Source organism: Paenibacillus sp. J31R120 (genome assembly GCF_056269225.1).
Genome location: NZ_JBWDNN010000011.1, coordinates 117,432 through 142,756, shown reverse-complemented (window position 1 = coordinate 142,756; position 25,325 = coordinate 117,432). Strand labels below are relative to the sequence as shown.

23 protein-coding genes and 1 riboswitch are annotated in these 25,325 nt (G+C 50.6%); of the genes, 1 reads left to right on the top strand and 22 read right to left on the bottom strand.

Annotated features, from left to right (window positions below; all coding sequences use genetic code 11):
* Positions 1 to 150: 150 nt before the first annotated feature.
* Complete coding sequence (locus AC0YNW_RS26825; RefSeq protein ID WP_116045976.1) at positions 151 to 399, bottom strand: AbrB/MazE/SpoVT family DNA-binding domain-containing protein; 249 nt, start codon at positions 397 to 399, stop codon at positions 151 to 153.
* Positions 400 to 517: 118 nt separating this feature from the next.
* Entirely contained in the window at positions 518 to 982 is a 465-nt protein-coding gene (gene trmL / locus AC0YNW_RS26820; RefSeq protein ID WP_475834487.1) for a tRNA (uridine(34)/cytosine(34)/5-carboxymethylaminomethyluridine(34)-2'-O)-methyltransferase TrmL, read from the bottom strand.
* A gap of 122 nt (positions 983 to 1,104) precedes the next feature.
* Here trmL and AC0YNW_RS26815 point away from each other — a divergent pair, with 122 nt between their 5' ends.
* A complete protein-coding gene (locus AC0YNW_RS26815; RefSeq protein ID WP_387468809.1) occupies positions 1,105 to 1,827 on the top strand; it encodes a response regulator in 723 nt (240 codons plus the stop codon).
* Positions 1,828 to 1,907: 80 nt separating this feature from the next.
* On the opposite strand, the gene serC is transcribed toward AC0YNW_RS26815, so the two are convergent.
* From serC to metA, 20 genes are all read right to left on the bottom strand, one after another.
* Positions 1,908 to 2,993: a 3-phosphoserine/phosphohydroxythreonine transaminase gene (gene serC, locus AC0YNW_RS26810; RefSeq protein ID WP_387468811.1), complete on the bottom strand. Its 1,086-nt coding sequence runs from the start codon at positions 2,991 to 2,993 to the stop codon at positions 1,908 to 1,910.
* Positions 2,994 to 3,196: 203 nt separating this feature from the next.
* On the bottom strand, positions 3,197 to 4,621 hold the full coding sequence (glnA, locus tag AC0YNW_RS26805; protein ID WP_475834486.1) for a type I glutamate--ammonia ligase: 1,425 nt from the start codon (positions 4,619 to 4,621) through the stop codon (positions 3,197 to 3,199).
* 255 nt (positions 4,622 to 4,876) lie between these two features.
* On the bottom strand, positions 4,877 to 5,941 hold the full coding sequence (gene aroF / locus AC0YNW_RS26800; protein WP_475834485.1) for a 3-deoxy-7-phosphoheptulonate synthase: 1,065 nt from the start codon (positions 5,939 to 5,941) through the stop codon (positions 4,877 to 4,879).
* Between the two features lie 181 nt (positions 5,942 to 6,122).
* Positions 6,123 to 7,091: a 4-hydroxy-3-methylbut-2-enyl diphosphate reductase gene (locus tag AC0YNW_RS26795; protein WP_387468818.1), complete on the bottom strand. Its 969-nt coding sequence runs from the start codon at positions 7,089 to 7,091 to the stop codon at positions 6,123 to 6,125.
* A 41-nt stretch (positions 7,092 to 7,132) separates the two neighbouring features.
* Entirely contained in the window at positions 7,133 to 8,659 is a 1,527-nt protein-coding gene (locus tag AC0YNW_RS26790; RefSeq protein ID WP_475834484.1) for a sensor histidine kinase, read from the bottom strand.
* Positions 8,660 to 8,663: 4 nt separating this feature from the next.
* Positions 8,664 to 9,359: a response regulator transcription factor gene (locus AC0YNW_RS26785; RefSeq protein ID WP_475834483.1), complete on the bottom strand. Its 696-nt coding sequence runs from the start codon at positions 9,357 to 9,359 to the stop codon at positions 8,664 to 8,666.
* A gap of 81 nt (positions 9,360 to 9,440) precedes the next feature.
* Positions 9,441 to 11,009 (bottom strand): trypsin-like peptidase domain-containing protein, encoded by a 1,569-nt coding sequence (locus tag AC0YNW_RS26780; protein ID WP_475834482.1) that lies wholly within the window; start codon positions 11,007 to 11,009, stop codon positions 9,441 to 9,443.
* Positions 11,010 to 11,328: 319 nt separating this feature from the next.
* Entirely contained in the window at positions 11,329 to 11,835 is a 507-nt protein-coding gene (locus tag AC0YNW_RS26775) for a hypothetical protein (RefSeq protein ID WP_475834481.1), read from the bottom strand.
* Positions 11,836 to 11,986: 151 nt separating this feature from the next.
* Entirely contained in the window at positions 11,987 to 12,400 is a 414-nt protein-coding gene (locus AC0YNW_RS26770) for a YugN family protein (RefSeq protein WP_387468828.1), read from the bottom strand.
* Between the two features lie 69 nt (positions 12,401 to 12,469).
* Positions 12,470 to 13,135, bottom strand: a complete 666-nt coding sequence (locus tag AC0YNW_RS26765) for a response regulator (protein WP_475834480.1) — start codon at positions 13,133 to 13,135, stop codon at positions 12,470 to 12,472.
* The gene (locus tag AC0YNW_RS26760; protein WP_387468833.1) at positions 13,132 to 14,166 is read right to left on the bottom strand and encodes a histidine kinase; all 1,035 of its coding nucleotides are present in this window, start codon (positions 14,164 to 14,166) and stop codon (positions 13,132 to 13,134) included. Before AC0YNW_RS26760 ends, AC0YNW_RS26765 begins: the two co-directional genes overlap by 4 nt.
* Before the next feature lie 7 nt (positions 14,167 to 14,173).
* Positions 14,174 to 15,208 carry a cell wall-active antibiotics response protein LiaF gene (gene liaF / locus AC0YNW_RS26755; RefSeq protein WP_475834479.1) on the bottom strand — a complete coding sequence of 345 codons (1,035 nt, stop codon included), beginning with the start codon at positions 15,206 to 15,208 and terminating at the stop codon, positions 14,174 to 14,176.
* Between the two features lie 173 nt (positions 15,209 to 15,381).
* Positions 15,382 to 16,770: a methyl-accepting chemotaxis protein gene (locus AC0YNW_RS26750; protein WP_475834478.1), complete on the bottom strand. Its 1,389-nt coding sequence runs from the start codon at positions 16,768 to 16,770 to the stop codon at positions 15,382 to 15,384.
* Between the two features lie 130 nt (positions 16,771 to 16,900).
* On the bottom strand, positions 16,901 to 17,071 hold the full coding sequence (locus tag AC0YNW_RS26745; RefSeq protein WP_387468839.1) for a hypothetical protein: 171 nt from the start codon (positions 17,069 to 17,071) through the stop codon (positions 16,901 to 16,903).
* 58 nt (positions 17,072 to 17,129) lie between these two features.
* Positions 17,130 to 17,690 (bottom strand): 3D domain-containing protein, encoded by a 561-nt coding sequence (locus AC0YNW_RS26740; protein ID WP_475834477.1) that lies wholly within the window; start codon positions 17,688 to 17,690, stop codon positions 17,130 to 17,132.
* A gap of 69 nt (positions 17,691 to 17,759) precedes the next feature.
* Positions 17,760 to 19,694 carry a threonine--tRNA ligase gene (gene thrS / locus AC0YNW_RS26735; protein ID WP_475834476.1) on the bottom strand — a complete coding sequence of 645 codons (1,935 nt, stop codon included), beginning with the start codon at positions 19,692 to 19,694 and terminating at the stop codon, positions 17,760 to 17,762.
* A gap of 412 nt (positions 19,695 to 20,106) precedes the next feature.
* Positions 20,107 to 21,030, bottom strand: coding sequence for a putative sporulation protein YtxC (locus AC0YNW_RS26730; protein WP_475834475.1), 924 nt, complete (start codon positions 21,028 to 21,030; stop codon positions 20,107 to 20,109).
* Positions 21,031 to 21,197: 167 nt separating this feature from the next.
* Positions 21,198 to 22,334: a cyclic dehypoxanthinyl futalosine synthase gene (mqnC, locus tag AC0YNW_RS26725; RefSeq protein ID WP_475834474.1), complete on the bottom strand. Its 1,137-nt coding sequence runs from the start codon at positions 22,332 to 22,334 to the stop codon at positions 21,198 to 21,200.
* Between the two features lie 320 nt (positions 22,335 to 22,654).
* Complete coding sequence (locus AC0YNW_RS26720) at positions 22,655 to 23,815, bottom strand: PLP-dependent transferase (RefSeq protein ID WP_475834473.1); 1,161 nt, start codon at positions 23,813 to 23,815, stop codon at positions 22,655 to 22,657.
* Positions 23,816 to 23,866: 51 nt separating this feature from the next.
* A complete protein-coding gene (gene metA / locus AC0YNW_RS26715) occupies positions 23,867 to 24,790 on the bottom strand; it encodes a homoserine O-acetyltransferase MetA (protein WP_475834472.1) in 924 nt (307 codons plus the stop codon).
* A gap of 104 nt (positions 24,791 to 24,894) precedes the next feature.
* Positions 24,895 to 25,001, bottom strand: a riboswitch (SAM riboswitch).
* Positions 25,002 to 25,325 lie beyond the last annotated feature (324 nt).

The window sequence follows — 25,325 nt, the reverse complement described above, 5'->3', positions numbered from 1 at the left end:
GTCTGTAAGCAGCACACATTCGTATCATTCGATACTATGCGCCATTTAGAAACAAATGAAGCTTCCACCCTAAGCAATCGCTTAAGGCAGGAAGCTTCATTTCGTCATTCAGCGGCAGAATCGCCTGCAGCGTTCGGCCCGCTGCAACGACTAGCGCTTCAAATATCCCATTTCTTCCATACATTCTCCGCACACATAGCGCTCCTTGAACTCACGAACCTCGTTCATGGAACCGCAGAATACGCATTTCGGACGGTAACGCTCTAGAATGATGTGATCGCCTTGAACAAATATTTCAACGGGATCCCCCTCGTTCATCAAATAGCGTTTGCGCAACGATTTCGGAAGAACAATGCGTCCAAGCTGGTCTACCTTTCTAACAACGCCTGCTGGTTTCATCATATTCACCTCTTTTGTGTCTATTTTGTAAGTAGCTTGAGAAACCTTTGCAATATTATTAGTTCGACATACCCTCATGTTTTCCTTCCCGAAAAATTAATTTCTAAAATTCAGGCAACTATCTAAGTCCTAGAAATTCTATCTGCCTGAAAGCCTCATAAACGACAATTGCTGCAGAGTTAGAAAGATTGAGCGAACGGACATTATCCGTCATAGGCATGCGGATGCATGTATCCAAATTCGCGTCAATCAGTTCCTGAGGCAGCCCCTTTGTCTCCCGGCCGAATACGAAGAAATCACCATCCCGGTAGTCGAATTCCGAATAAACCTTGGTGGCTCTAGTGCTCGCGAAGAAGAAGCGGGTATCCGGGAAGAGCTCCCTGACTTCCTGGAAGCTGTCATGATAATGAATGTTAACGGAATGCCAATAGTCGAGCCCCGCTCTCTTGAGCGTCTTATCATCCGTATCGAAGCCCAGAGGGCGAACCAGATGGAGATGTGTGCCTGTTGCTGCGCATGTTCTCGAAATATTGCCTGTGTTGGCCGGAATTTCCGGCTCGACAAGCACAATATGAAAGGCCATTGCTGTCTTTTCCCACCTTTAAGAACGCTATAATTTTACATTCACTTTACGCACGGTTAATCTAGTGCAAAACGTCTCCCTTCATACTATACCTTATACTAGGAGGCAAAGGAGATAAATTGATGCGAAAAAAGATACTGGTCGTGGATGACGAACCTTCCATCTCCATGTTAATCGAATTCAATTTAAAGCTCGCGGGTTACGAAGTTCGATGCGTGAGCGACGGCGAAGCCGTATTCGATATGCTTAAGCCGTTCCGCCCTGATCTGATCGTTCTCGACCTTATGCTGCCCAAGATGGATGGAATTCAGGTGTGCCGAGAATTGCGAAAACAGAACAACGGCGTTCCGATCATCATGTTGACCGCTCTGCAGGACGTGACCGACAAAATTACAGGGCTCGATAACGGTGCCGACGATTATATGACCAAGCCGTTCAGTCCCCAGGAATTGATCTCACGGATCGGTGCTATATTCCGCCGATTGCAGACGCTGCCGGGATCATCTGACGAGACGATGATCTCCATTGGCAGACTGTCCGTTCATGTTGATCAGCGCGAAGTGTTTTTGGACGGGAAGCTAATTGATCTGACTCCGAAGGAATTCGAGCTGCTGCTGTTCCTGTCCAGACACAAGGGCAAGGTGCTCAGCCGCCAGCAGCTGCTGCATGGCGTATGGGACTACCACTTCCTCGGCGATACAAGAATCGTCGATGTTCATATTAGCCATCTTCGCGACAAGCTGGAGAAGAATGCCCGTTCGCCGGAATACATTATGACCGTCCGTAATGTCGGATACAAGATGCATGGTCCCAGCGCTGCTGCCAGTGAATCCTCGCTCGCTTAGCCATTACGGATACAACTCATGACAAAAGACCGCCCTTCCTATCGCCTGCGGCGAGGGAAGGGCGGTTTGTTTATGGTAAACTATCCGTTGCGTTTTTGGAAATCGGCCATAAATTGAGCCAGCGCCTGACAGCTCTCCATCGGAACCGCATTATACGTCGAAGCGCGAAGGCCGCCAACGTCACGATGGCCCTTCAGGCCTACGAAGCCGTTCTGCTCGGATTCCTTGATGAACTGCTTCTCCAGCTCCTCGCTGCCCAGACGGAACGTGATGTTCATCAGGGAACGGCTTTGCGGCTGTGCGCAGCCACGATAGAAGCCGCCGCTTTGGTCAATTGCATCGTAGATCAGCTTCGTCTTGTCGCGGTTGTACTGCTCGATCTGCGCGACGCCGCCTCTTTCTTTGATCCACTTAAGTACGAGCGTAACCATATAGACAGAGAAGGATGGTGGCGTGTTGTAGAGCGAATCCGCCTTCGCATGCGTCTCATAACGGAACATCGCAGGGATTGACTTCGAACCTTCCTTAACCAGGTCCTCGCGGATAATAACGACCGTTACGCCTGATGGTCCCAGGTTTTTCTGAGCGCCGGCATAAATGACGCCGAATTGGCTAATATCGATGGGACGGCTCAGAATATCGCTGGACATGTCGGCAATAAGCGGCACATTACCAGTCGATGGAAACTCATGGAACTGCGTTCCGCCAATCGTTTCGTTAGAGGTTAGATGCAGGTAGGATGCATCAGCCGGAACTTCAATTTCTGACAAATTTGGCACACGCATAAAGTTGTCAGATGCTGTAGAAGCGGCGATCACCGTTTCACCGATCAGCTTTGCTTCCTTGATTGCTTTGTCAGCCCAAGCGCCAGTCTGAACGTAAGCGCCTGGTTGGCCCGGACGCAGGAAGTTCATTGGCAGCATCGCGAATTGCGTGCTTGCTCCGCCTTGAAGGTACAATACTTTGTAGTTGTCCGGAATTCCGAACAATTCACGCATTAACGTCTGCGCTTCGTTGTTCACGCCCTCATAAAGCGGACTTCTGTGGGACATCTCCATAATGGACATTCCGGCACCGTGGTAATCGACAAATTGCTCTTGCGCTTGCTGCAGAACTTCCAGCGGAATCGCTGCCGGGCCTGCATTAAAGTTATAAGCTCTAGCCATTCTCCCATCCCACCTCTTCAATCTTTGTATATGATATGGTTATGATAGCAAGTTTGCACGCCTGCATCAAGTAGATTCCGGACAATTTTGTGTAAAAGTCGAACATATTATTAAAACCTGAATTAAATATTCGGATTTTGTTCATCTCCACTCCATTGCATAAAAAAACGAGCCCTGTTAGGCTCGTTTTTTTTCTGCTGAAATTAGCAACCGAAGTAGAGGCTATATTCATGCGGATGAATACGGATGGCTACTGCTTTTGCTTCTTGGCGTTTAAGTGCCACGTAGTTGTCGATGAAGTCTTGGGAGAACACGCCGCTTTCTGTCAGGAAGCCGGAATCTGCTTCCAGAGCGTCAAGCGCTTCGTCCAGTGTGCCTGGAACGCTGCGGATCTCTTTCTTCTCTTCTTCTGGCAGATCATAGATGTTTTTGTCGAACGGTCCGTAGCCCAGTGCGATTGGGTCAAGACCTTTCTTGATGCCGTCCAGACCTGCAAGCAGCATAGCTGCGAATGCCAGGTAAGGGTTAGCCGTGGAGTCCGGCGTACGGAACTCGATACGGCAGCCTTTAGGCGTTACAGCTGCGATTGGAATACGAACAGCTGCGGAACGGTTGCCTTTAGAGAATACCAGGTTAACCGGCGCTTCGTAGCCTGGAACCAGACGTTTGAAGGAGTTCGTGCTTGGGTTTGTAATCGCGATCAGGGCAGGAGCATGGTACAGGACGCCTGCAATGTAGCTCATAGCCATCTTGCTCAGGTTAGCGTACTCTTTGTTGTCATAGAACAAAGGCGTGTCGCCGTCGAAGATGGAAGTGTGAACGTGCATGCCGCTTCCGTTGTCGCCGAACAATGGTTTTGGCATGAATGTTGCCACTTTGCCCCATTGGCGAGCTACGTTGTGCACGATGTATTTGTATTTAAGCAGGTTGTCTGCCGTTTTAGTCAATGTGTCGAAACGGAAGTTGATTTCCGCTTGGCCAGCTGTTGCTACTTCATGGTGATGACGCTCAACGCGAAGGCCGGATTCTTGCATCAGGCGAACCATTTCGCTGCGGATGTCTTGTTGGGAGTCAACTGGAGCTACTGGCACATAACCGCCTTTAACCGGGATTTTGAAGCCCAGGTTGCCGCCCTCTTCTTTGCGGGAAGTATTCCATGCTCCTTCTTCAGAATCAACTGCGAAGAAAGAAGTGTGCATCGAGCTTTCGTAGCGAACATCGTCGAAAATAAAGAACTCGGATTCTGGTGCGAAGAATGCAGTCGTGCCGATACCTGTCGATTGGAGGTACTCTTCCGCTCTCTGAGCGATGCTGCGCGGGTCACGGTCATAACGCTGTCCGTCTGGAGTGTGGATGTTACACATAATGTTCAAAGTAGGATGGCTAGTGAAAGGATCAACATAAGCTGTTTCAGTGTCAGGCATCATAACCATATCGGACTCTTCGATACCGCGGAAACCAGGGATCGAGGAACCGTCGAAAGCAACGCCGTTCACGAACGTATCAGCGTCCACCTCTGTAGAAGGCAACGAGATGTGATGTGCGCCACCGGATAGACCCACGAAACGGAAATCTACGAATTGAATGTTGTTTTCTTTAATTGTCTCCAAAACTTTTTGAACTGACATCTAAATTTCCTCCATTTCCGAACATTAACTAGTGTATGAGCGTTTATTGTTCAATAATTGCTCCGAATCTTGTTGTTATTATAAAACTACACTTTCCCCTCCGTCAATACTTATGTCAGGTATTTTTTATTCTCATGTCAGGTATACTTACAAGTTTGAACACCTGTTCACAATGATAGCGTTTTCGGCACAAACAAAACAATCCCGCCTGCTTGGGAGAGCAGACGGGACGCGAAGTTTCGGGTTATACGATCGTTATACGATTTTCCATTCCTTAAAGGCTTCTGCCGGCGCTTTCTCCGTATCGAACGTTTTGCCGACAATCGGAGCAAGCAGGGCAAGGTCCTTAAGAAGAGCTGCGAATTGATCCGGGAACAGCGACTGGACGCCATCTCCTGTCATGGAATTATCAGGATCGGTATGCATTTCGATAATCAGACCGTTCGCTCCGGCTGCAACCGATGCCTTCGTCATCGGCTCCACCAGCTCGCGTCTGCCCGTGCCGTGGCTCGGGTCGGAGATGACAGGCAAGTGACTAAGTGATTGCAGCACTGGAATTGCGCTCAGGTCAAGCGTGTTTCTCGTGTACGTCTCGAACGTTCGGATTCCGCGTTCACATAACATGACATTCGGATTGCCGCCGGCCAGGATGTATTCCGCTGCATTGAGGAATTCATCGTAAGTGGAGCTGAAGCCGCGCTTCAGCAAGACAGGCGTCTTGATCGTGCCCAGCTTGCGCAGCAGATCGAAGTTTTGCATATTGCGCGTGCCAACCTGAAGGATATCCGCGTATTCCGCACATACATCCACGTATTCCGGCGTCATCACTTCCGTAATGGTCAAGAGGCCATGCTTCTTGCCCGCTTCCGCCATCATGACGAGACCTTCTACGCCAACGCCCTGGAAGCTGTAAGGTCCTGTTCTCGGCTTGAATGCCCCGCCGCGCAGCACCTGTCCGCCCGCTGCCTTGACCAGTCTTGCGATCTCATCGATCTGCTCCGGTGTCTCAACGGCGCATGGTCCGCCCATGACGACCAGGTTGCTGCCGCCAATCTTGACGCCTTTGATGTCAATAATGGTGTCATCTGGGTGGAAATCACGGCTTGCAAGCTTGTAAGACTTCGAAATCTTGATCACATTGTCTACACCTTTCATCTGACGCAGATGTTCGGCCAGTGTCGGGTCCGCCTGACCAATAATGCCAATAACCGTACGATCTGTTCCCTTCGACACATGAGCTTGAACACCGGCATTCTCGATATATGCGACAATCTCATTAATTCGCTCATCGGCGATGTTATGTTTGGTAATGACGATCATGTTCATCTCTCCTCAATTGTTCAATGTGGCAATCTCCAAGTCATTGCCAATCATTTCTTTCGCGCTTTTAAGCTTTTTGGCTTTTAAGCTTTTATGCTTTTAATCGCTAAAGTAAATATACCGAAATAATCGCCCAACGTCAACACCTTTGAGCGATTCAATTTCGTCTAAATTCGTAACTCTATACAGACGCTTCCGCATTGCCTGTCGACTTCACACGCACATTCGGCAACAGCTTGTTCATATTGACGGTCCGCTTGATCTCCCAGGTAGAGGAGTCTCGGTAGTCATACTGCTCCAAATAAGTGATGACTTCCTTCGTAATCGGTGTCGGCGTTGATGCGCCGGACGTAACGGCTACGCGGTCAATCCCTTGAAGCCATTCTTGCTTGATCTCGCTGACGTCGGAGACACGGTACGCCTTCACGCCGGCAATCTCCTCGGATACTTGCGCCAGCCGGTTGGAGTTATTGCTACGCGGATCGCCGACAACGATACAAAGTTGAGCCGTTCCCGCCTGACCCGCAACAGCTTCCTGGCGCACCTGAGTAGCCAGACAGATCTCATTATGCACTTCGGCATGAGGATACTTCTCTTGAAGCCGCTGTATGATATGGCGAATATCCCATTGCGACATCGTCGTCTGGTTCGTAATGATAATCTTGTCATGCGTAACGTTAAGCTCTTCGATCTCCGGTTCCTTCTCAATGAGATGGACTTGGTCGGGAGCTACGCCAATCGCGCCTTCCGGCTCGGGATGACCCTTCTTACCGATATAAATAATATGATAGCCTGCCGCCGTCTTCTCCCGAATGAGATCATGCGTCCTCGTCACATCCGGGCATGTCGCGTCCACGACCGACAAGCCCTTCTGCCGGGCGCGCTCGCGCACCTCAGGCGAAACCCCGTGAGCGGTGAAAATAACGGTGCCTTCATTAATTTGATCCAATATTTCAAGACGATTCGCACCGTCAAGCGTGATGACGCCTTCCTTCTCGAACGCTTCCGTCACATGGGCGTTGTGAACAATCATGCCAAGAATGTAGATCGGTCTTGGCAACTCCAAATTTTTTGCCGTCTGCAAAGCAAGCACCATGGCGTCAACCACGCCATAGCAATAGCCTCTCGGCGATATTTTCACGATTTCCATCCCGTTGCACCTACTTTCTAACGAACCTCATTATGCGAACGCTAGCTTAAGTTCGGATCCGTTTCTACTATTATAGACGAATCCTCCCGCCCGGAAAAGTCTATTGGCAACCAGATCGTGAAAGTAGACCCTTCATTCTCCAATGTAACCACCTCGACCGACCCTCCGTGCTCATCGAGAATCCACTTGGCAATCGACAGCCCAAGCCCTGTCCCTACCGTTACGCCGCGCGATTCGTCAGCTCGGTAGAAGCGGTCGAAAATATGCGGAATTTCGTCCGGATTCATGCCGATGCCCGTATCTTGAATTCGCCAGCCGACATAGCTGTCCGTACGTACAGAGCTCAGCTCCACATGGCCGGAGGAAGTGTATTTGAACGCATTTTCAATAAATATGAACAACAGCTGCTGCAGGTAGTCATGATTCCCGTACACCGGTACGCCAACCAGCTTGGACAAGTCTCCGATCTGCCATTCGGCAGTGCGAGGCAGTAGCTGCGCTCTTCTCACGACTTCTTCCGTCAGCGGCAGCAATTGCAGCTGCTCCTTCTCCATCACATAACCCGCATCCGCGCGTGCCAGCGCCAGCAAATCGCCGACAAGCGTGCTCATTCGTCTGGCTTCCGCCGCGATATCTGACATCGCTTCACTGGACATCTGCCAATGATCCGTCGTCAGCATAAGACCGTCCGTTCCTTTGGGTAAGCCGGATTCCTTGGCGCGAGACCACATCTTCTCCAGCAAATCGATATTGCCGCGAATGGTCGTCAGCGGCGTACGAAGCTCATGGGAGGCGTCGGAGACGAATCTCCGCTGCGCCTTATACGCTTCATCGAGTTCATTGTACGCTGTCTCCAGACGTGAGAGCATGGAATTAAGGGTATCGACCAGCACGCCGACCTCATCTTTGGGTCCATCCGAAGGGATACGTACACTCAGATCGGAACCCTTCTCAATCTGTTGCGTGGCGTCGATGACGCGGCCAATCGGACGCAGCGCCTGACGTGCAATGAGCATGCCGACTGTAAAGGCGATGAAGACAACAAGGATCGAATAGAAAATAAGTGTATTGCGAAGTCCCGACAAGTACTTGTCTTCGTTATAAGTCAACACGCCAACCTGCAGCAAGCCCACCACTTGGCCTTCCGATATCGGGGAAAGTACAGGCCTTTGATACGTTAACAAGTCATATTTTACTTTGCCCACTTCAATCGTGCGCTTATAAAAACCCTTCTCCGGCTTGCTCGCCGCATCGGGGTAGTTGATCTTGACTCCCAGTTGCAACAGACTCGTTGGCTGTATAATCAGTTTTTCATGATAATTAACGAGCTGGACGAAAACATCTTTATCTACGAATGGTGATTTGGAGATCAGATCGAGATCCAGCGTATTTCGGCTCAGGATATATGTCATGTTCACATTGATTTGATCGCTTTGCTTTTTAATCATGTCCCTCAGATCATTGTAAGTATTCCAATTCACAAACAAATAAACACTGACGCCGAACACAAGCAATGTCATCGCCAGCAATCCCGTGTACCACAAGGTTAGTCGAAGCCGAATGGACATGCCTCTATCCTGCCTCCCCCCTGAGCACGTAGCCCGTGCCGCGAACCGTCTGAATGATTCGTTTTCCGCCGCCCTCTTCTACCTTTTGGCGCAGCATGGCGATGTAAACTTCCAGCACGTTGGATTCGCCGCTAAAGTCAAATCCCCATATTTTCTCCATAATGGCATCGCGCGTCAGCACACGCCTTGGATTCTGCATAAAGAGAAGCAGCAGATCGTATTCTTTGCTCGTCAATTCAATACGCCGTCCCGAACGAATGGCCTCGCGCGCGTCCATATCCAATATCAGGTCCTCGAACGCCAGCTGATGGCTGCTGGTCTCATCCAGCTTGTCCGACTTGCGGCGCAGCAGCGCTCTGGCCCTGGCCAGAAGCTCTTCCAGCGCAAAAGGCTTCACCAGATAATCATCCGCACCGAGATCAAGCCCTTTCACACGGTCAATCACATCGTCCTTTGCCGTCAGCATCATGATTGGCACGGCGCTTCCGCTTTCGCGGACGCGGCGGCAAACCTCCCATCCGTCGATCTGAGGCATCATCACATCCAATATAATAAGATCCGGATCAACGGTTAGAAGCGTCTTAAGCCCCTCTGCTCCATTGGAAGCCGTCGTTACTTCGTATCCTTCGAATGCCAGGCTGCGGCGCAGCATCGATATAATTCTTTCATCATCATCCACCACTACAATATGCGGTCTCACGGGCATCTTTCCTTTCTACCGAACAAAAAGCGCAGAGAGTAGAAACTCTGCGCCTTGTTCGCCAATTCGAGCAGCAGCTGATTATTGCAGGCCAAATACGTTTTTATCGCCAATTTCAACCTTCAAATTCATTTCTTTTCCTTGACGGATAATATTGAATTCAACTTGCTCGCCGACTTTTCTGGATTGAATATCAGCAATCAATGCTGCCGATGTGGACATCTTTTTGCCTTCAACGCCAACGATGACATCGAACTGTGTAAGTCCTGCCAGATAAGCTGGCGAGTTGTAGTATACGCTCTTCACGAGCGAACCTTCCGCCTTCTCCAGGCCAAGCTGTTTCGCAAATTCATCAGTCATATCATAAAGCTCTGCGCCAATGAACGGTGCCGCTTCCTTCGGAACTTCTGTGTTGTTCTTCAAGCTCTCAAGCACTTCATTAATCGTGCTGGTCGGAATCGCAAAGCCGATGCCTTGCGCTTGCGAGCTGACTGCTGTATTGATGCCGATAACCTCACCCTTTACGTTAAGGAGCGGACCGCCGGAATTTCCGGGATTAATGGAAGCGTCCGTCTGAAGCAAATGCTTGTAATTGCGCTCGCCCTGCTGATCCGGAATATCGATTGGACGTTCTTTCGCGCTAAGCACCCCTGCTGTAATGGTATGGTCAAAGCCGTACGGATTGCCGATCGCCACAACCCAGTCGCCAATGTTGATATCATCGGAACTTCCCAGCGGCAGCGTCGGGAACGCCTTGTCTCCCTCGATTTTCAGAACAGCGAGGTCCAAATCATAGCTTGAGCCCAGCAGCTTCGCAGTGAACGGCTTGTCATAGCCTTGTACCGTCACCCGGATTTCGTCCGCTTGACCGACCACATGCTGGTTCGTCAGAATATGGCCATCCGCTTCGAAGAAGAAGCCTGTACCGATACCGGACTGCTGCAGATCGCCGCTCTTCTCTTCACTTGGCGCCTCTGTACCCGGATAGTTATCACCGAAAAACTGTCTAAAGAACGGATCATTGAACAAGCTGTTGCCGCCATTGTTCGTTCTTACCTTCGCATACGTCTCAATCTTCACAACAGCCGGGCTTGCTTGCTCGAAGAGCTGAGCGATATTGTCCGGCCTAGCCACAACGTTAGCCCCGCTTCCCGCGCCGCTGCCGCTTGCCGTCGTTCCCAAACCTGAGCCGCTGCCTTCCGATTGCGTAGCTACCGTGTTGCCTGACGTGAACCAGTTGCGCGTATCCGCCGCATACATAAGTCCTCCGACAACAAGCACGCCTGCCATAAAGGAGAGGAACATCGATTTGAACGTTGGACCTTTTTTCTTCTCTCTCACTTGAAAAGCATTCTTTACATTACCGCCGCCTGCTGGCGGAACCGGTCTAAGCTGGGGCGGATAAGACAGCGGCGGTTGCTGCGCCCCTCTATCATATCCGTCTGCTCTCTCGTAGCCATTGCCGCTAGCGATTGGCTGTGATGGTTCATTGACGGTCGGGCCGTATGAATAATAATAAGAAGGCTTTGGCTCCTGGACGTGAGCAGGCTCGGCAGCCTGTTCACTCGTTTCGTTCGTATCGTCTGAACGCTTCGGCTCCTCCGGATTGAAAAAGTCGTCGTATCCATTTTTTTTGTTTTGATCATCCATATGCGTTCTCCTCCGTTCGACTGCTTGATTAATCTATTTCAATACAAATTATTTGTTAGTTCTATCTTGCACATTCTACCTTAAAACAAACTTAAAAAACCATGAAATTTAGATAACTTTTGGGCTCGCTACTCCTTATTATTATTGGGTTTTGCGCAAAACCGCAAACTATTGAGCTTTTAGATACAATGCCTATTGTGGGCAAGTTGCGGGCAACCAACAGATACAGATCAATAAATAGAAAGAGCCGAGGGTAAAATTACACACGGCTCTCTTATATTTTATCATATCGATATTTTCGGCGGCAAGACTGGCCTCCCTACCCTATCCGCTTAAGAATATCCTCATCTATAATTTTTAACAAATCTTTCAAGTTATATGAATCATACTTGACCTTCCAAGTCCCTCCTTCTTCAATTAGCTCTATGCGTCCGGAGATAGCCATGTCTTCATCGCCAATCTGAAGCACGCCTTCATACTTTAGCTTTATTACAGCTGGATCATCGGTTTCTCGTTCTTCAATTACCAGGTCAGATAATCGGAGATCCGCTTTTTTAATTTGTGCGATTTCCAGTGAATTGATGAAAATACGATCAACCGATTTCTTTTGGAAAAATGAATCTGTTGTCAGCGGGCGAAGCTTAGCATCTTTACTTCTTATTTGTTCGAGCATTGCATCATCTGAATCCTCGAAGTGCTTGGCCTCGAGTTCAGTCTTTTTGTAAGCTTCAGCAACAGAAATGGCAGATTCCAGCTTGCTATCCTTCTGGCTTGTACAACCGCTAACTATGATCACAATCATTATGAGTCCGATAAAAACTCTCATGCAAGCACCTCCGATGAAATTATGATTATATGTTCTAAACGTTTCAATGCTTTATGAAGTTGATTACAATTTGCTTATTTACCATGTTAAAACAACCAAAAAACTCTCCAGCCGTCGGCCAGAGAGTCCTCTTCTCATTTATGGAGATTGTTTAGCGCTTCAACAGACTATCCACTTCACCCATAATCTCCTTCGCCTGCTCCGTCCAGCGGTGATCTACCGGGGCGTCAGGATCGGACGGGGCCTGAAACTGGTCGAACAGAGCTCCCGCCACTCGAACGGATGCTTCGGGGTCATTTCCCTCTTGATAAAGATGCCGAAGCACATAGGGTGTACCGAAGCGGATAATGGCATTGTTCTCCGACAGCTCGCTGTCGATGTTGCCGTCGGTCACCTGGAACGGGATACGCAGCCATACCTTGTTCTCATCATCGAGCGCGCGATCGAACGAGCCGCCGTCATAATCCCAATTGCCGCCAAGCGTGAACTGGCGCTCCGCCAGCAGCACCTGCATCTCTGTAAATTTCTTCTCTATGCCTTCCACTTCCGAAGCGATAGGAATCATGCGGCATACCTCCAACCTTTTTTCCGTATTTGCTAAAAGGTAGTATGCCCGCCGTCCCATCTCCTTATGCTACACGCGATTCGCCCAGCCCTTGCGGTGGGCCAGCACCGCCAGCTGCGTCCGGTCCTCCAGCTCGCACTTCATAAGCAGATTACTCACATGCGTCTTGACCGTCTTGATGCTAATATGCAGCTCATCGGCAATTTCCTTATTGGACAGGCCGTCCGCTATAAGCAGCAGCACTTCCTTCTCCCGCTCCGTCAAGTCTTCGTCACCCGACTGGGCCGTCCGCTGCCGCAGCCCTCGCGTCAACGCCTGCGATACGTCAGTCGTCATCACCGGCATGCCCTTGAACGCGCCGTTGATCGCATAGATTAGCTCTTCCGCTGAGACGGTCTTGAGCACATAGCTGACAGCACCCGCTTCAATCGCCCCGTATACCTTATCGTCTTCGAGGAAGCTGGTGAGCATCACGATTTTCATATTGGGATACTTCGCAATGACCGCTCGCGTCGTCTCGATGCCGTCCATCTCCGGCATCATCAGGTCCATCAGGATGATGTCCGGACGCTCCTCCTCCGATCTGGCCTCCAGCCAGCTTAGCGCATCCCGGCCGTTGCCCGCTTCCGCAATAATATCGAGCTTAGGCTCCAGCATCAAATAAGTGCGAAGTCCAATTCTGACCATATCATGGTCATCGACAATCATAACCTTTATCGTATCGGATCCATTCATCGGCTCTGCTCTCCCCGGTATATTTTCGGAATTGTTACCTTCACTCTCGTACCGCTGCCTACTTTGCTGACGATATCGGCGCTGCCGCCCAGCTTCTGCGCCCGCTCCTGCATGGTCGACAAGCCATACGACCCGCTCTTCACCTGGTCCGCCTTGAAGCCTTTGCCGTCATCCACCAGCATCATTACGACTTGCCGCTCCGTATCCGCCAGTGTAAGCGTGCAGTTGCCTGCTCCCGCATGCTTCACGATATTCGCCATCGCCTCTTGTACGATCAGGAACAGCTGATGCTCCTTCGCTTCGCTAAGCTGCTCGGACAGCCTCCATTCCATTGAACCTTGCAGGCCATTCTGGCGGCAATAATCCGGGAACCACTTGTCCAGCGCCTCCTGAAGCGTCCTTCCCTCCAGTTCCATAGGGCGCAGCTGTGCGATGAAATTACGCATCTGCTTCTGTGCCAGATTAGACATCTGAATCAGCTGATCCAGCACGGACTTGGCGCGCTCTTCATCGACTTGCTGGAGCTTCGGCAAGGACGAGGCGCACATATGGATGGCGAATAATTGCTGGCTGACCGTATCATGCAAATCACGCGCCAGTCGCTTGCGCTCTTCCAGCACAGCAGCTTCATTCGAAGCCGCTTCCGCAAGCACCTTCTCTTCTCCCATTTGCTGAAGCAGCTTCATTTTCTCTTCCATCTGCTCGGCCAGCTCATTGAACTCCCGGTAGATGGGGACAAAAGAGTTATGTCCTTGCTCTGTGATGCGCACCTCGTAGTTGCCGTTCACCGCTTGCTTCAAGGACAAATGCAGCGTATCCAGCCTCTGGCCGAACCGCTGCGCTGCCCAATATCCAAATCCGCCGCTTACAAGCAAGATGAGTAAGCCCGACCATAACTTCAGCTCAATCGTCGTGAACTGACCAACCACTACACTCCATAATAACATGGCGAGCAGCACGGATACGGCCGACGACAAGACGAACATGCCGATAAGCTCCCACTTGCCGCTGCGCAAAAATCGGACCATCATGCCAGCGTCACCCTACCTTTGTTACACGCGTATCGCCAATAAAGGTACTGATGACGATCTTGATTTGTTTGTCGGCATCGGCATAACGAGGCGACTTCGTATTCACATTCGTGAACAATCCGCCTTCCTTCTGCCCAAGCACCTTGACATCCCCGATGAACGCGCTGGATACCACTTGTACGCCAACCTCGTAGTCATTCGGCACGTATACCTTGACATCTCCGATAAAGGAAGAGATCGTAACTTTGGTTTCGCCAAACGGAATTTGCGCTTTGGTCAGGTCGAGAACGGTATCGCCGATAAAGTGGGAAATATTCATCGGCTTCAGCTCCCAATAATCATGGCCCATATGGATATCGCCGATGAAGCCGGTGCGATTGATTGTACTTGCATCATGGTTCCACCATTCTACATGCTCTTTGTGGCCGCTTTCGTAGCAACCGCTTTGCTTGCCCCGTTTCTTGTACTTGCTGTACCCGTCATCCGTGCCATAAGAGCTGCTTGATCCGGCTTCGTCAAACCCCTGATGCTTCGATTGCGATTTCTTCGAATCATCAGCATAGTCATCCTGACTACTGAACTCATCCGAGCCGTCTCTGCCTGTCGGGTCCGGGTGAAGCGGCGGTGCCGGAGGTACAGGCGACTCATCCTGATAGGGACGGTATGACTGCCACTCCTCGGATGGAGGTGTCTGACGCTTTCTGCGCGGACTCCAGATCATACGAAGGCCGACAAAGATAATAATGACAGGAATCAGGAACGGAATAATATCCCCAATAGACCAGGTCAAGAAATCCAGGTTATTGCCCAGGAAGACAGCGCCCAGAATAACCATGAACCCTCCCCACCAACTTGAACCGCCATGATTGCGGCCGCTCAGCATCTGCGTTAATCCAAAATAGATCAGGATACACGGCCAAAAGGTCGAGAAGACGTCCCCTATGCTGAAATACAAATAACCAAGCTGTCTAAGCAAAAACGCTATTCCCAACGAAATGATGACAAGTCCGGTCAGCAACCGGCTTGCGAAGTTTCCATTCATGACGCCAACTCCCATGCCCTTCAATTTATATTCTTAGTATACCTGATTGCCCGTCTGTCGTATAAGGGACGGCCGATTGAACTTCATCTCGGTCTCGAGACCGATATGATTGGATGTTATTTACATATTCACAACAAAAAACCGCCATTGCCTCGGCAATGACGGCCTACCCGCTATTGAATCGACATATCCGCGCCGATTACGCCGATCGGATTCCCGGCTTCATCGTGAATCGACACAGAGATCGTCATACACAATTGCTTCGTTATGGCCGATACGTAGATGTCGGACTGGAAGGCATGTCCTGCGATCGCCTGCTTCCACCACTCCCTGCCTTTGGCATTCAGCAGACCAGCCTCAGGCAAGGATACGATAAAGGAGCCGTCCTTGCGATTCGACCAGATTGCTTCGATATCCGGCTTGGAACGGAGCAACTCCGTCAATACGGACCGGTGCTCCTCTTCCTTAAGCGACTGCAGTCTGCTGTCGGCTGCGGCTTGCCTCAGCCACTGCTGCAAGGCCGCCACATTGCCCATCGCCTTATTGATTGTATGTTTAATACCGACATAATCAATAGCCTTCACCAGTTCTCCCGACGAACGGCCCAGATTGCCCTTAATCCGGCCCAGCTTGGCGATCTGCTCCCGCTGTTGCTCCGTCATCTTAAGTGTCTCATCGACACTTTCCACTGTCTCATTGACGGAATTCACGACTTCCTTCAGCATGCGGGTCATATCTGCCATATGATCCGTCTGCCTTGCGCTTGCCACATCCGTATTGCCTGCCAGCTCGTCCACCTCGGATATTTTGTACAATATATCGTCCACTCTGCCTTGCGTCGTTCTCATCTCGTCTGCGCCGCGTCCGACAGAGCTCTTCTCCTCATCTACCGCCCGGATGACTTGCTTGACACCATTCTCAATCTGCTCGACGACCTGCGACGATCTTCTGACCGCTTCTCCGCTCTGCTCAGCCAGCTTCTTGATCTGATCGGCGACGACCGCAAAACCTCTGCCGTATTCCCCTGCATGCGCAGCCTCGATAGATGCGTTCAGCGCAAGCAAAGACGTTTGGGATACGATCGCTTGGATAAGCGCGTTCATCTCACTGACATGAGACATCTGTTCGATCAGCTCGCGAATATGCGCATCCATCTCTCCATTCTGAATAATCAGCTCATTCATGACTTCATTGGCAGTCTGCAGGGAGCGGCTTACATCCAGTACCATTTCTTTTGTCTCGTTGCTCTTGAGCCTCAAACGGGAGGAAGCCCCGCTAATCTGCTCAGCCGCCGAAGCAACCTCCTGAAGCGCGGAGAACGATTGTTCCATCTGGCTCATCGCGCCTGTGCTGGATCTTCGGAGCATCAGCTCCTGAGCTGCCGAACGGTTAGCTATGTCGGTAAGCTGAAGAATAGCTCCATCCACCTCATCTACTGCCGCATTCAATTGATCGGAAATGACCACCGATTCATGGAGCAGCGTCACCATCTTGTCCTGTTGTTCCGGCTTGATCGGTTCACTATCCGTATTTCGGGAAAACCATCGGGCTGCAGGTCGCATATGTAAGACCGCCCCTCTCCGTGGGTGATGTGAGTTTTCCCTACATTATAATCCAGTATTAGACAAAAGAAAAGAGAAACCGTTGCCGGTTTCTCTCTCTTTTTGGCGACTCATGTCACCTTAACTAACCTTATTGTTGGTTTTGATTGTTTTGATTGTTTTGAGCTGCTTGATTCGCGTTTTGGTTAGCAGCTTGATTGTTAGCTGCATTATTTTGGTTGAATTCCTCAGCGAATTCAGCGTTGTACTGATTGTTTTGGTTTTGATTTTGTGCAGCTTTGTTTTTGTTTTTGTTTGTCATGGTCGTCACCTCCCCGTTCACCATTAGTATGGCAAGCCTTCGGCTTCTTATGCAGAAATTACGATTCCAGGTAAGACTGGGGAATCGGCTTGCCGACTTCTATCGCCTGATTGATTTCATTCAACCAGGATTGGGTCAGCTTGCCCCTTCCTCGCCTTAGCACCTGGACTTCGACCTTGCGCTTGCCCCATTGCTCATATACTTCCTTGATCGTCTCAAAATACAGATCGATGCGATTTCCTTTGATGGCCGATCCGGTGTCGGCTACTACGCCGTAGCCGTATCCCGGGATATGCAGCAGCGTTCCGATCGGGAACAGCTTGGGATCGGCTGCAATGGTCGATACCTGGTCGCGTCTGACCTTCACCCCCGAATACGTAATACCGTATCCGGGATGGCCAGGACGTTTGCCTGTGGACTCGACACCTGCCGTGTAACCTGTTGCCACCACCTCTATAACATCCAGTGCAGCTGTTGTTGTGGTATTCGATTGCTTAGGATGATGATTGGCTGCAGATTCAGCGGGCGCACTGTATGCGATTGGCGCACCAAGCGCTGCGAGTGTGGCGATCAGCAGGATCATCCCCTTTTTTGCGCAAAGAAAAAAGCTTGTAACCATCTGGGCAAACTCCTCCTCAGAAGAATATTGCCCTGATGGTTCAAGCTTTATGCGCAGGGAGGTTACCGCCTACGCTTTGGATGCGATCTGGCTTTGCAAATACTCGATAATTTCTGCGATGGACTTGGCGCCGATATCGCCCTCGCCGCGTTTGCGGACGGAGACGGAACCGGATTGCATCTCATTTTCGCCAACGACCAGCATATAAGGAGCCTTCTCCAGCTGAGCCTCGCGGATTTTGTAACCCAGCTTCTCGTTGCGCAGGTCACTCTCTACGCGAATGCCGGCCTCTTGCAGCTTCTCTGCCACTTCACGAGCATAAGCCTCGTATGCAGTCGAAACCGGAATGATTTTGGCTTGTACCGGCGACAGCCATAGCGGCAGCGCACCCGCAAAGTTCTCAAGCAGGAACGCAGTCATACGCTCCATCGTACTGATAATGCCGCGGTGGATAACGACTGGACGATGCTTCTTGCCGTCTTCCCCGACATATTCCAGCTCGAAGCGTTCAGGCAGCAGGAAGTCCAGCTGTGCAGTCGACAGCGTCTCTTCCTTGCCCAGTGCTGTCTTGATCTGTACGTCCAGCTTCGGTCCGTAGAATGCAGCTTCGCCCTCCGCCTCGAAGAACGGAAGCTCCAGCTCCTCGACAACCTCGCGCAGCATACGCTGGGACATTTCCCACATCTCGTCGTTCTGGAAGTACTTCTCTGTATCCTGCGGGTCACGATAGGACAAGCGGAAGCGGTATTCCTTAATGCCGAAATCTTCATACACCTTGCGAATCAAGTTAATGACACGCGCGAATTCTTCCTTGATCTGATCCGGACGGCAGAAGATGTGAGCGTCGTTCAGCGTCATTGCGCGAACGCGGTGCAAGCCAGTCAGCGCGCCGGACATCTCGTAGCGGTGCATCGTGCCTAGCTCGGCAATACGAACCGGCAGGTCACGGTAGCTGCGCATGTCGCTCTTGAATACCATCATATGATGCGGACAGTTCATAGGACGAAGCACCAGTTCTTCATTATCCATAACCATCGTCGGGAACATATCTTCATTATAGTGGTCCCAGTGACCGGAGATTTTGTACAGCTCAACATTAGCCAGTACAGGCGTGTAGACATGCTCGTAGCCAAGACGCTCTTCCAGATCGACGATATAACGTTCCATCGTTCTGCGGATCTTCGCTCCATTAGGCAGCCATAGCGGCAGACCCTGGCCAACCTCGCGCGAGAAGGTGAACGTCTTCAGCTCACGGCCCAGCTTCCGGTGATCGCGCTTCTTCGCTTCTTCCAGGAAGTGCAAATGCTCGTCCAGCTGTGCTTTCTTAGGAAAAGCAGTGCCGTAGATACGCTGAAGCATCTTGTTCTTGGAATCGCCGCGCCAGTAAGCGCCCGCAACACTCAGCAGCTTGAACGCTTTGATCCGGCCAGTCGACGGCAGATGCGGACCGCGGCAAAGATCGAAAAACTCGCCTTGGTCGTACATCGTAATCACGGAATCCTCCGGCAAGTCGCGGATCAGCTCCAGCTTGAGATTGTCATCCAGCTCCGTGAAGATGGCCAGCGCTTCGTCGCGGCTTACAACTCTGCGGCGAATCTCCAGGTTCTCACCGATAATTTTGTTCATTTCCTTCTCAATGGCTGCCAGATCGTCTGGCGTCAAGGAATGCTCCATGTCGATATCATAGTAGAAGCCGTCCTCGATTACAGGACCGATACCCAGCTTGACTTCCTTATTGCCATAAATGCGCTTCAGCGCCTGTGCCAGCAAATGCGCTGTGCTGTGACGGTATACTTCAAGACCGTCTGCAGATTCAACCGTTACAATCTCGATCGCCGCATCCTGCTCGATCGGTGTATATACATCAACGACTTTGCCGTCGATTTTGCCGGCGATCGCGTTTTTCTTTAGTCCCGAGCTAATCGAGCCTGCTACGTCTTCAATGGTTGTGCCGGCTTCATATTCACGGACTGCGCCGTCCGGCAATGTAATTTTAATACTCATTTTCCTTCATCCTCCCATTTCTTCTATTGCAAGCGAAGCAGCAAGAACGCAACAAAAAAAGCACGCATCCCGCAAAAGGGACGAGTGCTTGTCGGCTCGTGGTTCCACCCTACTTCAACTGCTGATGTCCCGATCTTGCGCTTAGGGACGGCAGTCCTCGTAATTATCTGGTAACGGAGATATCCGGTATGGCTTACAGCCGCAGATCATTCTGCAGGTTCAACCATACAGCTAATAGAGGGGTATATCTGCCCGCGTCTAGGAAGGAACTTTCAGCTGGAATTCCTCTCTCTGGTCCAAGCGCATCTGGCAGACACATGACTCTGGTCATGGCTGTTGCAATGTTTATCAGCATCATTATAGACCGAGAAGAGAAAATGGTCAAGGGCGCAATCGCAAGTTGCGCAGCTTCCTAAGGGTGAATAAGCTCATCCAGAGTGCTGGAGCAGGACGGGCATTTCACACATACCTTCACCCGGCTGTCGAAGATCGTCTCGATTGTCCGAATAACCTGCATATCAGGATGGCGCGTATGAATCATAATCTGCTTCGGAGATACCGAGATCAGCGAGCTGATGACCATGTCCTCGATATTCATCTCCGTCTCCAGCATCTCCGCTACGATCCGATCCGACGGAGGCTTCGGCTCCAGCGTCTGGAAGCTTTCATTGTACAACATAAAATCATGGCCGCCTTTGTGCACCAGATGCACAAGCGCTATCTTGGACTCCTGTAGCTGGACAAAATACTTCAGCAGCGAGATGAATTCCTGATACTGTTTATCCAGCACATATTCATCCAGAGCATACTCCACAATTTCCGTAAGCTCCTTGCGATAGGTGCGCAGGCGGAATGTAAGCAGCCCACTCAGATTCAGCTCCGTCTCCACTTCAAGAAATTTCGCGATTTCATCGGCAATTTTCCCTTTGCGTCTGGCACGGTCCGCTTCCTGGAAACGACTTCCGAGACCCTCCCACTCCTTGCCGTGCAGGAGATCATGGCAATACTTTTCAATGATAACGGCATCCATGGATGGATTGCCCCGATATTTCTTGCGGATAATCGACGACAGCAGGTCTGGCTCCATATGTCGCACCACGTATTCAGCAATTGCACTGGCGGTCGATTTATATAACAAAGGGCCATCGCTCTTTAGTTGGAATTGCGGAAGCTGGGCAATGCAGCATACGGCTCCCTTCTCGTGCACAAATTGAACGAGCGGAAGACCAACCTCCCGGGCCGACCTATGTAAATCAGCATTTACTTGTTCCTTAAGCAGCGACTGCAGGCTCTCGACTGATTCCTCATCTGGCAATGCGATTCTGAACAAATCCATGCGCTCACCCCTTTCCTTCCGTTACAGTATATGGCCCATAGGCAGCGTATATACAAAGAAGAGTTTGGCATGGCGCGCAGCTTTCGCATCAAAAAAAGACCGCGCCGTACGGTTAATGAGCCGTATCGGGCGGTCTTGATTTTATAAGTGCTGACTAAGAATGAGAATTAATTTTGCATAATGAAGTCGCGTTCCGCTTTCTCCGATTCATGATACATGCGAAGGATGTTATATTTGGTATCACGCTGAGCCGGGATTTTGCCTGCTTCGCGAATAAGCTGAAGTATAAGGTCGATGTTCACTTTATGCGTCGTGCCGGCAGCGGATACGACATTCTCCTCAATCATCGTGCTGCCAAAGTCATTACAGCCGTACGATAAGCTGAGTTTGCCCATCTCTGGCCCCATCGTCACCCACGAGGACTGGAAGTTGTTGATATTGTCCAGCATCATGCGGCTAACTGCAACGATACGGAGGTATTCCTCCGGCTTCGCCTTCTCCAGCTTCAGATTCGTATTATCAGGCTGGAACGGCCAGGAGATAAAGGCCATGAAGCCCGGCGTCGGATAGCCGTTCGCCAGCACCTTATCCTGTTCGTCACGGATACGAAGCATATGAAGCGCCCGCTCCTCGATCGTCTCACCCAAGCCATACACCATCGTAGCTGTCGTATTCATACCGTGGCGGTGAGCGGAATTCATCACATCCATCCAATCCGTCCACGTGCCTTTCATCCGGCTTATTTTTCTGCGGGTACGGTCATCCAAGATTTCCGCGCCGCCGCCCGGCAGGGAGTCGAGTCCAGCCTCATGAAGCTGGGCAATGACTTCGTCCAGAGACAACCCGTCAGAGACAACCTTCATCTTCTGGATTTCGGCCGGGGAGAAGGAGTGCATCGTAATGTTAGGGAAGCGATTCTTGATTTTGCGAAGCAAATCCGTGTAATACGTGAATGGCAAATTCGGATTCGTACCGCCTTGCATCAAGATTTCGGTACCGCCAACATCTACCGTTTCCTGAATCTTATTTAAAATGACCTCGTCATCCAGTACATAACCTTCCTTCGAGCCTGGTGCTCGGTAGAAAGCACAGAACCGGCAATATACGTCGCATACGTTCGTATAATTGACGTTGCGTCCTACCACAAACGTCGTAATCGGCTCCGGATGCCTTCTCAGCATCAGCTGGTTGGCTACATGTCCCATCTTCTCGATCTGATCGGAAGCGAGCAATTCCATCCCGTCTTCCAGACTCAATCTGTCGCCGCTCAGGGCTTTGTCCAATATACGGTCTATCGCGCTCATCCGCAAGACCTCCTTAACTTGTTCAGTCAAATAAGTAGCAATACTTAATCCTATCACAGATTAAGAAGACTAGTCATCCATTCACTACAAAACCAATATGGCAAATTAGCGAAATTTGAGAAAACCTTTATCGAGGCCATTCAAGATGAGCGACCTACAGGTTTGCATGGCAAACCCGCCTCGTAAGAATGATGTAGGTTTATCGCCAGATAGAAATTTTAAATCCGATACCTCGGAAAACTTATAAAGTCTACTATAGTAATAAGAAGACAGACACGGCACTAGCCGATCGGATCGGCAGCCGTGTCTGTATGCGGGCTCTATTGCTCTGCAATCTCCTGCTTCGCCGCGCGAAGCGCTTGTTCCAGATCTTCAATCAGATCATCGACATGCTCAATGCCGACGGAGAAGCGCAGCAGACGGTCATCCACGCCAACAGCCTTGCGAATCTCTTCCGGAATATCGGCATGTGTCTGCACAGCGGGATACGTCATCAATGATTCCACGCCGCCAAGGCTCTCTGCGAATGCAATCAGCTTAATATGGCGCAGAATCGGCTCTACGTAACGAGCATCCTTCACTCGGAATGAGAAGATGCCTGTATTGCCGGACGATTGTTTATTCTGAACCTCATGTCCCGGGTGATGTGGCAAAGCGGGATAAAATACATCCTCGATAGCTTCATGCTCCAGCAGATACTCTGCAATCCTCGTCGCATTGTACTGATGCCGCTCCATCCGAAGCGCAAGCGTCTTCATCCCTCTCATGAGCAGCCAGGAATCCTGCGGTCCCAATACGGCGCCTATGGAGTTATGTAGAATCGCCATCTGCTGCGATAGTTCCTCGCCTTTTGTAATGATCAAGCCCGCCAGCACATCATTATGTCCGCCCAAATATTTGGTCGCGCTATGAATGACAATGTCAGCTCCCAGCTCGATTGGGCGCTGCAAATAAGGAGTAAGCAGCGTATTGTCGACAATCGACAAAAGCCCCCTCGACTTGGCCCATGCGCATACTCGCTCCAAATCAGTGATCATCATAAGCGGGTTTGTCGGCGTCTCGATCAATACGGCTTTCGTGTTCGGCTGCAGCAAGCTGGACATACCGTCTATATCATTCGTATCGACATAAGATGCCGTTACGCCGAATCTCGACATAATGCGCTCCAGCAAACGGTATGTGCCGCCATACAAATCCAGAGATACAATCAGATGATCGCCTTGGCTGAAGTAAGCAAATATGGTTTGCAGCGCTGCCATGCCGGAGCTACAGGCAAAGCCGGCGTCACCGGACTCCAGCTTCGCTGCCGCTTCTTCCAGCACGGCTCTGGTCGGGCTTTTGGTTCTGGCGTAATCGAACCCCGTGCTTTGTCCCAGCTTGGGATGACGGAATGCCGTTGCTTGATAGACCGGGAAGCTGACCGCTCCCGTAACAGGCTCCTGTACGGAACCGATTTGAGCCAAGTGACTTTCGATTTTCATCTTAACTTCGCAACTCCCTTAACATGTAATTAGAGGTTTGAACACGCACAACTAGATGCCAGCGCCGAGATCGTAAGGCGTTTGCTGGTACACATAATAGTTCAGCCAGTTGGAGAAGAGCAGATTGGCATGCGCTCTCCATGTGGACAAAGGCATACAAGAAGGATTATCGCCCGGGAAATAATTTTTAGGAAGCTCGATGTCCATTCCCTTCGTTACATCACGGTCATATTCGAACTTGAGCGAGGTTGGATCGTATTCGGAATGGCCCGTGACGAAGATTTGCTTCCCGTCGCGTGAAGCTACAATATAAATGCCCGATTCCACGGATTCCGACAAAATGTCCAGCTCCTCGATCGGCTCGATGTCCTCCTTACGCACTTCTGTATGACGGGATTGAGGCACGAAGAACAGCTCGTCGAAACCTCTGAGCAGTTGGACGTTCCGCTTCTCTTCCGCAACGGTATGCGGGAAGACACCAAACACCTTGAAGTCCAGATTGTACTTCGGCACGCCGTAATGATGGTAGAGTCCCGCTTGGGAAGCCCAACAGATATGGAAGGTCGAAGTAACATGCCGCTTCGTCCAGTCCATGATTTCCTGAAGCTCTTCCCAGTAGTTCACTTCCTCGAACGGCAGATGCTCTACCGGAGCACCCGTAATGATCATGCCGTCAAAATATTGATGGGAGATCTCGTCGAACGTTTTGTAGAACGACTCCAGATGCTCGGCAGACGTGTTTTTGGACTGATGCGTTCTCGGGTGGAGCAGGACAACCTCCACTTGCAAAGGCGTGTTGCCAATCAGGCGAAGCAACTGCGTCTCCGTCGTTTCTTTGGTCGGCATCAGATTCAGTATGGCAATACGCAGCGGACGAATGTCCTGCTGGTAGGCAACACTCTCATCCATGACGAATATGTTCTCATTGCTCAAGATTTCCTTCGCCGGCAAGTTGTCTGGTACTTTGATAGGCACTCTGATCACACTCCTAAATATCGGTAGTCATTAGAAGTCGACAAACAAAAAAGACCCCTTCTGCGTGAGAAAAGGTCGTATGCTCGGCAAGTAGCCGTCCGCCTCTCTCATCTCTCAGAAACTAAAATGTTTCCGCAAGAATTAGCACCGTGCTTAAATGCCGGTTGCCGGGCTTCATCGGGCTAGTCCCTCCGCCTGCTCTTGATAAGAAAGTAGTCTATTCAGTTGTTGTATTTCCAATTAAGACTACTTTAATCCATTCTGCCCTTCCCGTCAAGAACTCCGCCGCATATACTGTGAAACCGACCTCCATCAAGCCATTTTTCCCTTGAATGTTCTGCCAGTGCGGGAGTATACTAGACAAGGATTGGGACATTCATTCGACATTAAAGGAGTGTATGAGGACATGGAAGGTGATCGACCTAAGCCCGAAGCCAACTGTAATAGGCCACTGTCGGTTCTGCCGATTCAAAGCCGCCCCTCCCTCGTTCCTGCACGCACTTTGATGTGGAACGGATAACGGGCCGACGGCTCT

Excerpts from the sequence above, each read along its gene's own strand:
- AC0YNW_RS26790 (WP_475834484.1), bottom strand. The coding sequence starts at position 8,659 with ATGTCCATTCGGCTTCGACTAACCTTGTGGTACACGGGATTGCTGGCG.
- liaF (WP_475834479.1), bottom strand. The coding sequence starts at position 15,208 with ATGAATGGAAACTTCGCAAGCCGGTTGCTGACCGGACTTGTCATCATT.
- AC0YNW_RS26795 (WP_387468818.1), bottom strand. The coding sequence starts at position 7,091 with ATGGAAATCGTGAAAATATCGCCGAGAGGCTATTGCTATGGCGTGGTT.
- AC0YNW_RS26730 (WP_475834475.1), bottom strand. The coding sequence starts at position 21,030 with ATGGATTTGTTCAGAATCGCATTGCCAGATGAGGAATCAGTCGAGAGC.
- AC0YNW_RS26780 (WP_475834482.1), bottom strand. The coding sequence starts at position 11,009 with ATGGATGATCAAAACAAAAAAAATGGATACGACGACTTTTTCAATCCG.
- AC0YNW_RS26750 (WP_475834478.1), bottom strand. The coding sequence starts at position 16,770 with ATGCGACCTGCAGCCCGATGGTTTTCCCGAAATACGGATAGTGAACCG.
- AC0YNW_RS26745 (WP_387468839.1), bottom strand. The coding sequence starts at position 17,071 with ATGACAAACAAAAACAAAAACAAAGCTGCACAAAATCAAAACCAAAAC.
- AC0YNW_RS26765 (WP_475834480.1), bottom strand. The coding sequence starts at position 13,135 with ATGAATGGATCCGATACGATAAAGGTTATGATTGTCGATGACCATGAT.
- AC0YNW_RS26815 (WP_387468809.1), top strand. The coding sequence starts at position 1,105 with ATGCGAAAAAAGATACTGGTCGTGGATGACGAACCTTCCATCTCCATG.
- AC0YNW_RS26775 (WP_475834481.1), bottom strand. The coding sequence starts at position 11,835 with ATGAGAGTTTTTATCGGACTCATAATGATTGTGATCATAGTTAGCGGT.
- AC0YNW_RS26760 (WP_387468833.1), bottom strand. The coding sequence starts at position 14,166 with ATGATGGTCCGATTTTTGCGCAGCGGCAAGTGGGAGCTTATCGGCATG.
- AC0YNW_RS26825 (WP_116045976.1), bottom strand. The coding sequence starts at position 399 with ATGAAACCAGCAGGCGTTGTTAGAAAGGTAGACCAGCTTGGACGCATT.
- thrS (WP_475834476.1), bottom strand. The coding sequence starts at position 19,694 with ATGAGTATTAAAATTACATTGCCGGACGGCGCAGTCCGTGAATATGAA.
- AC0YNW_RS26770 (WP_387468828.1), bottom strand. The coding sequence starts at position 12,400 with ATGATTCCTATCGCTTCGGAAGTGGAAGGCATAGAGAAGAAATTTACA.
- AC0YNW_RS26740 (WP_475834477.1), bottom strand. The coding sequence starts at position 17,690 with ATGGTTACAAGCTTTTTTCTTTGCGCAAAAAAGGGGATGATCCTGCTG.
- glnA (WP_475834486.1), bottom strand. The coding sequence starts at position 4,621 with ATGTCAGTTCAAAAAGTTTTGGAGACAATTAAAGAAAACAACATTCAA.
- serC (WP_387468811.1), bottom strand. The coding sequence starts at position 2,993 with ATGGCTAGAGCTTATAACTTTAATGCAGGCCCGGCAGCGATTCCGCTG.
- mqnC (WP_475834474.1), bottom strand. The coding sequence starts at position 22,334 with ATGAGCGCGATAGACCGTATATTGGACAAAGCCCTGAGCGGCGACAGA.
- AC0YNW_RS26720 (WP_475834473.1), bottom strand. The coding sequence starts at position 23,815 with ATGAAAATCGAAAGTCACTTGGCTCAAATCGGTTCCGTACAGGAGCCT.
- trmL (WP_475834487.1), bottom strand. The coding sequence starts at position 982 with ATGGCCTTTCATATTGTGCTTGTCGAGCCGGAAATTCCGGCCAACACA.
- aroF (WP_475834485.1), bottom strand. The coding sequence starts at position 5,941 with ATGATCGTCATTACCAAACATAACATCGCCGATGAGCGAATTAATGAG.